Raw genomic sequence first — 11,011 nt, 5'->3', positions numbered from 1 at the left:
GACCGGGATGGTCAGGGTCAAAGCGATCTCGGAGGCCAGGGACTCGGGGACGCATTCCAGGACCAAGAGGCTCGCGCCGGCCTCCTGCATGGCGATGGCATCGTGCCGGATCGCCTCCGCCGAGGCGTGGTCCCGGCCCTGGAAACGATAACCGCCGATGCGGTGCACGGACTGAGGTAGAAGTCCCAAATGCGCGCACACGGGCACGCCTTGCTCGGTGAGACGCCGAACCGTTTCCAGCATCGGCGACCCGCCCTCGAGCTTCACGACCTCCGCCCCGCCATCCTGCATGAGCCGCCCGGCCGCGTCGATCGCGCGCTCGGGTGTGGCGCAGGCGAGAAAGGGCAGATCCACGACAAGCAGTGCCCGTTCGCGTGCGCGCGAGACACAGGCCGCGTGATAGGCCATGTGGTCGAGGGTGACCGGTACGGTCGTGCGGTGCCCCTGGAGCACCATCCCGAGCGAATCCCCGACCAGCATGAGGTCGACACCCGCGGTATCGAGCAGGCGCGCGAAGCTGGCGTCGTAACAGGTAAGCGAAGCGATACGCTCGCCCTTCGCCTTCATACCGGCGAGTGTGGCGACCGAAATCGGCGCGAGAGACATAGTCGACTCCGAAGGTCAGGCTTGATGAAGCGAGGATAGTGGCCGAGATCGAGCAACGCCACCCCGCGCTCGATCCCCGCGCTCGATCAAAACGGGCCGAAGAATCAGCCGCCGCGTTCCACGACGCCCGTCGGCTCCGCCCCGGAACCTGCGGTGTCTCCGGTCTTGCGCCGCCGCGGACGACGACGACGCCGTTTGGCTCCGCCTTCGGTCATGGTCGCGCGCTCCTGTCCGCTCGCTTCCTGAAAACGCGTCCACCAGGCCGCCAGCTCCGGATCCGCCTCGCCGGACTCCGCGCGCAGGACCAAGAAGTCATACGCCGCCCGGAACCGCGGATGCGTCACCAAGCGCTGCGGACGCTTCCCGTCACGCTGCTCCAGCCGAGGCTGCATCGACCAGATCTCGCGCATCGGCAGCGAAAAGCGCTTCGGAATCGCAACGAGCGATTGCTGGCGCGCACAGATCTCGCTCGCCGCCAGGAACATCGCCTCGTTGGCGGCCTCGCCGCCGGCCAGATACTCCTCGAAACGCTGCCGGACCGGCTCCCAGAGGAGCACGCCGAACAGGAAGGCCGGCGTGACGGACTTGTCCTCGTTCAGCCGCTTGTCGGTATTGGCCAAACCGCGACTGACGAAGGTGAGGGGGAAACCCTGATCTTCCCGCGCCAAGCAGTCCTCGGTCGCCGGAAAAAGCTCCCCGAAGAGACCGTACTGGCGCAGCTTCTCGAAGACGCCGAGGCCGTACCCCGAATGAAAGAGCTTGATCAACTCGTCGAAGAGCCGCGCCGGGGCGATGTCGGCGAGCAGGTGTGCAAGCTCGAACAGAGGCTGCTCGGTCTGCGGCTCGATCGTAAAACCCAGCTTGCAGGCGAAGCGCACCGCCCGGAGCATCCGCACCGGGTCCTCGCGATAGCGTTGCTCCGGATCGCCGATCAGACGCAGCCGTCCGGCCTTGATGTCCTCGAGCCCGTCGGCGTAATCGATAAGCGAAAAATCGGCAATGTTGTAATAGAGCGCGTTGACCGTGAAATCCCGGCGCAAGGCGTCCTCGGCGATGGTGCCGTAGGTGTTGTCTCGGAGGATCCGACCGTTTTCCATCTGCCGGTCGTTCTCGTCGCCGTCCGAGGTCGTGGTCCCTCGAAAGGTCGCCACCTCGATGATCTCGCGCCCGAAGTGGACATGGGCCAAACGAAAGCGTCGCCCGATCAGACGACAGTTGCGAAAGACCTGCCGGACCTCTTCGGGAGTCGCGTCGGTGGCCACGTCGAAATCCTTCGGCTCGTGACCGAGCAAAAGGTCCCGCACGCCGCCGCCGACCAAATGGGCTTGAAAATCCTCTTGTTTTAGACGGTAGAGCACCTTGAGTGCGTTCTCGCTGATGTTCGCGCGCGAGATCCCGTGCTCGGGCCGAGGCACGATCAAAGGGGTCGCCGCGATCGCGTCCGGGCTCGTGTTTTGGAAAGGTTCCTGCATCACCTTTTCGGAGGAATTCCTGATCGCTGAGGGCCGCACTCATGACGGCGACACCCGGTGCCGAGCACGACGGGGCGCGGGAATGCGGCCGTTGGTAAGAGAAAGGTCACAGCCGGCTTGTAGAGCGCCGTGATGCGCGTATAATACGCGTTTCCACTCCGCAGTACTTGCTCCCTTCGTCTAGCGGTTAGGACGCTGGCCTCTCACGCCGGTAACAGGGGTTCGAACCCCCTAGGGAGCGCCAAACCTCAACTCGATGATCGAAAAGCCTTTCGCGCTGACCGATCGATTTCCTCGACTTCAAAAATATTCCGACGCCTGATCGTCGCGCCTTTCGTCATCTCCACGACGGGCACATCCGATCGGGCTCTGTCGAGCCATCCCGAAACGCGGGGTCGGCGACATCGCCTCGAAGACCCCCCTTGAGCATCCCCGAGCCGAAACCTTAGGCACGCGCTCCCGAGCCGGAACGGCACCGCCGTATTCGGGCGGCGCGGCAACCGGCGCCGGGGAGCTACATCGGGAACCCACCCGGAGGCATGCCGCCCGGCGGAAATCCACCACCCGGCGGGAAGCCTCCGGGCATGCGTCCCTGCATGGAGCGCATCATCTTGGCCATGCCGCCGCCCTTCATCTTCTTGAACATCTTCTGCATCTGAGCGAACTGCTTGAGCAGGCGGTTTACGTCCTGCACCTCGGTGCCGGATCCCGCGGCGATGCGACGCTTCCGCGAACCTTTGATGACGGCCGGGAAGCGGCGCTCCTGCGGCGTCATGGAGTTGATCATGGCAATCAGCTTGCCCATCTCCTTGTCGCTGGCCTTGTTCTTGACATGGTCGGGGATTTGACCCATCCCCGGCAGCTTGTCCAGAAGTCCCATCATGCCGCCCATGTTGGCCATCTGATCGAGCTGCTCCTTGAAGTCGACAAGATCGAACTCCTTGCCCTTCTTGAGCTTCTTGACCAGTTTCTCGGCCTTGTCCTTGTCGACCTTGGCCTGAACCTCCTCGACCAAGGAGACCACGTCCCCCATGCCGAGGATGCGCGAGGCGACGCGATCCGGGTAAAAGGGCTCGAGCGCCGTGGTCTTCTCGCCGGTGCCGAGGAACTTGATCGGCTTGCCGGTGATGTGGCGGATCGAGAGGGCAGCACCGCCGCGCGCATCGCCGTCTGTCTTGGTGAGCACCACGCCGGTGAGCGGCAGGGCCTCGTCGAAGGCCTTTGCCGTATTGGCCGCGTCCTGACCCGTCATGGCATCCACGACGAAGAGGGTCTCGATCGGCTTCAGTGCGGCATGAACCGCCTTGATCTCGTCCATCATGGCCGAGTCGACATGCAGCCGACCGGCAGTGTCGACGATCAGCACATCCTTGAAGTGCTTACGCGCCGCATCGAGTGCGCGCTTGGCGATATCGATCGGGTTCTGATCCGGCGTGCTCGGGTAGAACTCGGCCCCGACCTCGGTCGCGACCGTCTTCAACTGCTCGATGGCCGCCGGACGGTAAACGTCGCAGCTCACGACCATGACCGACTTGCCCTGCTTCTCCTGCAGCCAGCGCGCGAGCTTGGCGACACTGGTCGTCTTGCCCGAGCCCTGGAGGCCCGCCATCAGCACCACTGCCGGCGGCTGTGCGGTCAGATCCAACGCCTCGTTGGCCTGCCCCATCAGCTTGACCAGCTCGTCGTTGACGATCTTGATCATGACCTGACCGGGCGTCAGGCTGCGGGTCACGGTCTCGCCGAGCGCCTTCTCGCGCACCTCCTCGACGAACTGTCGCACGACCGGGAGGGCGACGTCGGCTTCCAGGAGCGCCATGCGCACCTGGCGGACCGTTTCTTTGATGTTCTCTTCGGTCAGACGGCCCTGACCGCGCAGATTGTTCAGGACGTCGCCGAAACGGTCCTGGAGATTCTCAAACATGCAATGGACCTCGATCCTCGTCGGGCCACGATGCCCGCACGGATACCCGATCAGAATGAAGCCGGCGTCGGCCCGGCCTGTCGCGAAAGTTCCGAGTATAATGCTCGCCATCGGCAGGCGATACGGCAAGGCCCCGTCTCGACGACGTCAGGTTCGCGCTAACCCCGTGTGCGGTCCCAGTTAGACCGCGTCCAGAGCGAGATGCTGACTTTCGAGTGAGCTCGACGTTTGATGAATCCACGACACTTCGCGGGGACGCGGTTTAAAATACTCTATTTTTTAATATTTTAAACCGCGCCGGCTCCAACGGTCGTCAAGTCTGCCGGGGCCGATCCCATCCACAAACATCGCATACCGCGCCGGGCGCGGTTTAGGCCCATCGGTTTCCATCTATGACCCATACCCTCATCGCCATCGTCGCCATCCTCTGCTACTCGGCCGCCGCCGCATTGATCGGCATGCGCTTGTTCCGAAAGACCGAAGGCTGGACACCGCAACGCCCGCTGGTGCTCGCGCTCATCTTCCTCGGCCTGTTGCTGCACAGTTGGCTGCTCTGGGACAGCATCTTCAGCCACGCCGGGCTGAATCTCGGGTTCTACAATGCGCTGGCGCTCACCACCTGGACCATCATCACCCTGCTGCTGGTGTCGAGCTTGACCAAACCGGTCGAGAACCTCGGCCTGCTGCTCCTGCCGGCCGCAGCCCTGAGCCTGATCTTGGAGGCATCGTTCGTCGACGTCGACTTCATGCGCCCGAGTGCGGATTGGCCCCTGAAGATCCATGTCCTGCTCTCGATGCTCGCCTACAGCCTTCTCACCCTCGCTGCGGTACAGGCGATCCTGCTGGCCGTGCAGGATAATCATCTACGCAGCCGTCATCCCGGCGGATTCGTGCGTACCCTGCCACCCCTGCAGACGATGGAAAGCCTGCTCTTCGAGATGATCACGGCGGGCTTCGTGCTGCTGACGCTGGCCCTGCTGAGCGGCTTCGCCTTCCTCGAGAACATGCTGGCACAGCACCTCGTGCATAAAACGGTGCTCTCGATACTGGCCTGGCTGATGTTCGGCGGGCTTCTGATCGGGCGCTTTCGCAAGGGATGGCGCGGTCGCACCGCGATCGGCTGGACGCTCGGGGGGTTCGTGGTCCTGATCCTTGCCTATTTCGGAAGCAAGGCAGTGTTGGAGCTGGTGCTGCAACGCACCGCTTAATCTTCGCCGCGACCGGCCCTCGGTCGCGCGTCGGCCCGATCGCCATCGAGGCGACGATAGCGCAGGAGATCCTCGGGGCGATCCAGATCCCAGAGGGTCGGAAGTTCCGGACAGCTCCACCCCAGAGAAACGATGCGTCGCCGCGTGATCGCGGCAACGCAGTCTCCGCCCCACGGCATGTCCGCGAACAACGCCGGCGCTGGTGCCTTGAGCCCGAGCAACACGTAACCGCCATCCTCGGCCGGACCCAGAACGGCATCCGAATCCGCAAGGGCCTCCAATGCCGATGCGCAATAGTCGGCATCGAGCTCCGGGATATCGGCGCCGACCAAAAGCACCGCCTCTGCACGACCCAGCGCATCCGCCGCCGCCGCGCTGAGACGCTCCCCGAGATCCTCGCCCCGCTGCGTGTACAGCGCAACGTCGGCCGATTCGGCGAGATCCCGAAAAAGCGGATGCTCCGGATGAGGGGAGCACCAGAGCTCCACGGGGGCGAGTCGAGCACCCGACAGTCGTCGTACCAGGCGATCGAGAAGATCGCACGCGAGCTCGGCAGCGCCCGCCGGACCCAACGCCGGAATCAGACGAGTCTTCACCTGTCCGGGGATCGGAGCTTTGGCGAAGATCAGGATTCGGGCATTCGGATGGAGCACCGACCCGCGATCGGGATGACGCGGGCCGCTCACGTCAGGCCAAGGCCCCGCCGCAGCTGCTGCCTTGGCCTGCCGTACAGCCATAACAGTGCTCGGCAGTGCGAATGCGCAGCCCTTCGAGCGCATCCTGACCGAGCGTCGAGATGTGCAGCCGCCGCGCGTCCTGCTCGAGTGCAAGACCGAGCATCTGGTTGAAATCGCACTCGAAGACGAAGCCCTGCCAATCCACGCTGATCAGATCGCGACACATGACGGCATCGAGATTCTCCGCCCGATAGGCGCCCTTCAGAAGGGTCATATAGAGGGCGAACTGTCCGGTCGACTGGAGCAGACTGCCGAACCGCTTGACCGGCATGTTCGTGATCGTCAACAACCGACTGAAGACGATGCCGTAACGCTCGCCGAGGACAGCCCGGTATTCGGCCTCCAAAGCGCACTGATCGGGCGGCAAGGTCGGACCCTGCGGGTTGAAGACCAGATCCAACTCGAGGCCGCTGCCTTCGACGCCGTAGCCCAGACGGTTGAGTTGCCGCAGACCGGCGATGCTGGCCGCAAACACGCCGCTGCCGCGCTGGGTATCGACGTTCTCCTCCAGATAGCAGGGCAAGGATGCAACGATCCGAACGCCTTGCTCAGCCAGGAAGGCACCGAGATCCTCATGGCCGGGCTCCGAGAGGATCGTCAGGTTGCAGCGATCGATCACCTCCGCGCCCCGACGCCGACCCTCGCGCGCCAGACGACGAAACTCCGGGTGCATCTCGGGCGCACCACCGGTGATATCGAGCGTGCGCACCGGATGTCGGTCCAGGAATGCAAGCACCGCCTCGACCGTCTCCGCGCTCATCGACTCGGAGCGTTTCGGCCCCGCATCGACATGACAGTGACGGCAGCTCTGGTTGCAGCGGTAGCCCAAGTTGATCTGCAGGGTCTGCAAGCGACGCCGGTCGATCGCGGGAAAGTCGGACGGGAAGAGCAACGGCAGAGAATCCAGCATGCAGGCTCCGGAACGGTTGCGGGACTTGTTTCGAGACGCCGGCACGGTGCACAATGCGCCGTCGGCGACGGGTCTTCACCGAAAAGAATCGGGGCAGATCTTCGCCGAAACAATCAGACACTCGGGGCCGTAGCTCAGCTGGGAGAGCGCCGCGTTCGCAATGCGGAGGTCAGGGGTTCGATCCCCCTCGGCTCCACCAATGACTCGATCATACCGTTTGCTGACGCCCAAAAACCCGCCCAGGTGCGGGTTTTTCTTTGCCTGCAAGGACTGTAATTGGACGCCTGCGCCTTGGTGATCCCTCCGCATGCAACCGCTTTCGGGTTCTCCCTGCGACGCTCGGGGGGGCACATGTCACGCTCCGTGATGCTGCCCGAGCTGGGTTTGCTGTTTGACGCCGTTCCCGTCACTGCCCGCCGCGCGGACTACCGCGTCGCCATTCTGGACGACAATGTGCTGGGTAAGCCGACCTTCTCCAGTCGCCAAAAGAGTGAAAAGCACCTTTACGAGCTGTACGGGCTCGACCCGGCTCTGGCCCTATTCCGTGTGCTGCGTCGCTTCGCCACGGAAGACCCCGCGTCGCTGCCCCTCCTGGCCCTGACCTGCGCTTTTTGCCGCGACCCCCAATTGCGGGCCAGCTTCGACTTGATCGAGACCATCAAGCCCGGCGAGGTTCTGACCCGTGCGCAGATGGTGGCGTGCCTGGAGACGGTCTTCCCCGAGCGCTTCAGCCCGGTCATGCTGGCCAGCCTCGCCACGCGGCTCGGGATCACCTGGGCGGCAACCGGCCACCTGAAGGGCAGCGCAAAGCGGACCCGGACCCTGCCCGTCGCGACCCCGGCGGCCTGCACTTACGCGATGTTCGCCGGCTACCTGCTGGGCCTGCGCGGGGAGCTGCTGGTGTCCTCGGTGTTCACCCCCTTAGTGGGGGCCGCCCCGTCCACCATCCTATCGCACCTCGCCGTTGGCTCGCGCAACGGCTGGCTGCGCCTGCGCCACGGCGGCGGGGTCACGGAGATCGATTTCTCGGGCCTGCTGCTCCCTGACGAGGAGGCGTTGTTGAATGGCACGCATTGACCAACTGCTGGCGAGCTACCGCCGCCACGTCGCGCTCACCCCGCGCGGCAATCTCCCCTTGAGCCAGCGCGTCTGGTTCGTCGTCTATCCGCCCGAGGACGAGCGGCGCCTGGTGAATCGCATCCCGGAGTTCGAGATCGCCACGCGCGACGAGGGGCTCGACTGGCGGCGAATCGATCTCGGCGGCGCGTTCGCCGACTGGATGGACACCTTCGATCCCGATGAGCGCGCCGACTGCCTCGCGGCCCCCGACATCGTCGAGACCTATGCCGACCCCGGTTTCGTCGAGCACCTCGTCGAGCGGCTCAAGGGCGAGCTAGCCGGGGTGCCTGCCGCGGTCGCGGTGAATACCGTCTTCGCCGTCTCGGGGCTGATGGAGTTGTATGACTTCGTCCACGTCTCCGCCCTCCTTGATGCCCTGGACAGCCACTTGCCGGGCATCGTCGTGCTCTTCTTCCCGGGCGAGCGCGAGGGCAACACCTATCGCTTCCTCGGTGCCCGCACCGGCTGGAATTACCTCGCCACCCCGATCCTCACGGACGACTGACCATGCAAAACCGAGAGCTGTTCCTGAAAGACCCCCTGACCTGGCAGATCGCCAACGAGGGCGTCTCCAGCAACAATGTCGAAGACCCCGATACCCTGCGCTACGAGTTGGACACCTTCGTCTGCCAGGGTGAGTACCAGACGGGTCTCGCCAAGATCCTCCAGGGTTATCTCGACAGTCTCGGCAAAGAGCAGAAGGCGGCCTGGGTGAGCGGCTTCTACGGCAGCGGGAAATCGCACCTCGTGATGGTGCTGCGCTACCTCTGGACCGATTTCGCGCTGCCGGGCGGCGTCACGGCGCGCACCCTGGCAACCCTGCCGCAAGACATCGTCGACCTGCTCAAAGAGCTAAGCACGCGCGGCAAGCAGGGCGCCGGCCTCCACAGCGCAGGCGGTACCATGAAGGCCGGGGTCGGCAGTGTACGCCTGCGCCTCGCCGGCATTGTCCTGCTGTCGGTCGGTCTGCCCGAGAACCTGTCGGTGGCTCGCCTGCTGATGGACCTGCGCGACGAGGGGACGCTCGCGGACATCCAGGAGCGCATCCGCCAGGCGGGGAAGGACCCGGCGCAGGAGTTGGGTCGGCTTTATACCTCCCGCGCACTGCACGAGGCATACCTCGCCCACAACCTCCACCTGGGCGACATCAAGAACGTCAGCGAGGCGCTACGCTCGCAGTATCCCGCCAAGCTCGACGAGATCAGCATCGACGAGATGCTCCTCGTCGTGCGCCGCGCACTGATGCGCAACGACCAACTGCCCTGCACCGTGATCGTCCTGGACGAGGTCCAGCAGTTCATCAACAACAGCCCGGATATCGCCCACGACGTCCAGGAGGTCGTGGAGGCTCTGTCCAAGGAGCTGGACGGTCGGGTGCTGGTGGTCGGCACCGGCCAGAGCGCGCTGACCGACACGCCGGCCCTGCAACGCCTGATGGGGCGCTTCACCACCAAGGTCCACCTCAAGGACAACGACGTCGAGAAGGTCGTCCGCACCGTGGTCCTGCAGAAGAAGGAGCAGGCCAAGGCCGAGATCAGCGACCTGGTCTCTAAACGTTCCGGCGAGATCACCCGCCAGCTCAAGTCCACGCGCCTCGCTGCCCGAGCCGAGGATGACGCGAGCTATGTCCCGGACTATCCCCTCCTGCCGGTGCGCCGCCGTTTCTGGGAACAGGTCCTGCACAGTTGCGACCCGAGCGGCAGCGCCGCCCAGATGCGCACCCAACTGCGCGTCACCCACGAGGCGTGCCGCCTGGTGGCCGAGCGGCCGGTCGGCGCCATCATCCCCGCGGATTTCATCTACGACCAGCAGGCCAACGAGCTGGTCATCTCCGGGGAGCTGCAAAAGCGCTTCCAGGAGATCATCGAGGAGCAGAAGACCCGCCCGGACGGCACCCTGCGCAGCCGCATCTGTGCCCTGGTATTCCTCATCAACAAGCTGCCCCGCGAGGGGGCGGACAGCGGCGTGCGGGCCACTCCCGAGCACCTGGCCGACCTGCTCACCGATGACCTGGGCGACTCCGCCACTACGCTGCGCGCCACGGTTCCGGGCCTGGTCCAGGACCTCGTCGGCGACGGCGTCCTGATGGAGATCGAGGACGAGTACCACCTACAGACCACCGAAGGCGCCGCCTGGGAGTCCGAATTCCGCCGCCGGCGCACGGCGCTCCTGAACAACGAACCTCAGCTTGCGGCCCAGCGCGGTCAATTGCTTTCGAAGGCTGTCCAGGCGGCGCTGGCCGGGGTCAATGTGCTGCACGGTACCGCTCGCGTGAAGCGGAAAGTCATGCCGCACCACGGCATGAGCCCACCGCCGGTCACCGACGACCTCACGGTCTGGGTGCGCGACGGCTTTCAGGAATCCGAGACGGCCGTCATCCAGGACATCCAGCAGCGCAGCGTCGCCGACGCCACCATCCATATCCTGATTCCCAAGATCAAAGCGGACGCCCTGAAGAACGCCCTGGCCAGCGCGCTGGCCACGGAGGAGACCCTCAACTTCAAGGGGCAGCCCAGCGGCGACGAGGGCAAGGAGGCACGCCGGGCCATGGTCACCCGCCAGGCGCGGGAGCAGGCCAAGGTCGAATCGCTGGTGAGCGAGATCGTCGTCGGCGCTCGGCTTTTCCTCTCCGGCGGTCAGGAGCGACCGGTGATTGCGCTGAAGGAGGCCACCGAAGACGCCGCACGGGACGTGCTTGACCGGCTCTATCCTCAGTTTCATGTCGCGGACTCCGCCAACTGGCCGACCGTCTGGAAGAAGGCCAAGGACGGCAGCGCGGGCGCGCTCGGTGCGGTCAATCACGCGGGCGACCCCCACAAGCACCCGGTCACCGCGGCCATCCTGAGCTATGCGGGTGCCGGCAAGAAGGGCTCCGAGATCGTCGCCCACTTCGGCGGCGGCAGCTTCGGTTGGCCCAAGGACGCGGTCCAGGCCGGTCTAGCCGTGCTGATGGTCAGCGGCCACCTGGGCGCCCGCACCCAGGGTCAACCGGTCAAGCTCGCCGACCTCGACCAGCAGAAGATGGGCCAAGCGGACTT

At 64.9% G+C, this 11,011-nt stretch carries 9 protein-coding genes and 2 tRNA genes; 6 read left to right on the top strand and 5 right to left on the bottom strand.

Features of this window, described 5'->3' with window-relative positions; translation table 11 throughout:
- Both panB and pcnB read right to left on the bottom strand, forming a co-directional pair.
- Nucleotides 1-606 (bottom strand): 3-methyl-2-oxobutanoate hydroxymethyltransferase (gene panB / locus VLR48_RS05830; protein ID WP_325290874.1); only part of this gene is annotated, 606 nt, incomplete at its 3' end.
- Nucleotides 607-710: 104 nt separating this feature from the next.
- Entirely contained in the window at nt 711-2,078 is a 1,368-nt protein-coding gene (pcnB, locus tag VLR48_RS05825) for a polynucleotide adenylyltransferase PcnB (protein WP_325290873.1), read from the bottom strand.
- Between the two features lie 169 nt (nt 2,079-2,247).
- Here pcnB and VLR48_RS05820 point away from each other — a divergent pair.
- Nucleotides 2,248-2,322: transfer RNA gene (locus VLR48_RS05820), tRNA-Glu, on the top strand.
- A 270-nt stretch (nt 2,323-2,592) separates the two neighbouring features.
- Here the strand turns inward: VLR48_RS05820 and ffh are convergent.
- A complete protein-coding gene (ffh, locus tag VLR48_RS05815) occupies nt 2,593-3,999 on the bottom strand; it encodes a signal recognition particle protein (RefSeq protein ID WP_325290872.1) in 1,407 nt (468 codons plus the stop codon).
- Nucleotides 4,000-4,391: 392 nt separating this feature from the next.
- Here ffh and VLR48_RS05810 point away from each other — a divergent pair, with 392 nt between their 5' ends.
- Nucleotides 4,392-5,207 (top strand): cytochrome C assembly family protein, encoded by an 816-nt coding sequence (locus VLR48_RS05810; RefSeq protein WP_325290871.1) that lies wholly within the window; start codon nt 4,392-4,394, stop codon nt 5,205-5,207.
- Here the strand turns inward: VLR48_RS05810 and VLR48_RS05805 are convergent.
- A complete protein-coding gene (locus tag VLR48_RS05805; RefSeq protein WP_325290870.1) occupies nt 5,204-5,944 on the bottom strand; it encodes a TIGR04282 family arsenosugar biosynthesis glycosyltransferase in 741 nt (246 codons plus the stop codon). The two genes, VLR48_RS05810 and VLR48_RS05805, sit on opposite strands and share 4 nt — an antisense overlap.
- Entirely contained in the window at nt 5,895-6,854 is a 960-nt protein-coding gene (arsS, locus tag VLR48_RS05800; protein ID WP_325290869.1) for an arsenosugar biosynthesis radical SAM (seleno)protein ArsS, read from the bottom strand. Before arsS ends, VLR48_RS05805 begins: the two co-directional genes overlap by 50 nt.
- Before the next feature lie 123 nt (nt 6,855-6,977).
- Between arsS and VLR48_RS05795 the strand changes: the two genes are divergently transcribed.
- The 4 genes from VLR48_RS05795 to brxC form a co-directional block, all read left to right on the top strand.
- Nucleotides 6,978-7,053, top strand: a tRNA-Ala gene (locus VLR48_RS05795).
- 152 nt (nt 7,054-7,205) lie between these two features.
- On the top strand, nt 7,206-7,931 hold the full coding sequence (locus VLR48_RS05790; protein ID WP_325290868.1) for a hypothetical protein: 726 nt from the start codon (nt 7,206-7,208) through the stop codon (nt 7,929-7,931).
- A complete protein-coding gene (locus VLR48_RS05785) occupies nt 7,918-8,478 on the top strand; it encodes a hypothetical protein (protein ID WP_325290867.1) in 561 nt (186 codons plus the stop codon). The genes VLR48_RS05790 and VLR48_RS05785 overlap by 14 nt, the downstream gene beginning before the upstream one ends.
- 2 nt (nt 8,479-8,480) lie before the next feature.
- The coding region (brxC, locus tag VLR48_RS05780) for a BREX system P-loop protein BrxC (RefSeq protein ID WP_325290866.1) at nt 8,481-11,011 on the top strand (2,531 nt) is incomplete at its 3' end.

Source organism: Thiocapsa sp. (assembly GCF_035467215.1).
Lineage (GTDB): Bacteria > Pseudomonadota > Gammaproteobacteria > Chromatiales > Chromatiaceae > Thiocapsa.
The sequence above is the reverse complement of the archived record's forward strand: the minus strand, read 5'-3'. Positions and strand labels throughout refer to the sequence as shown.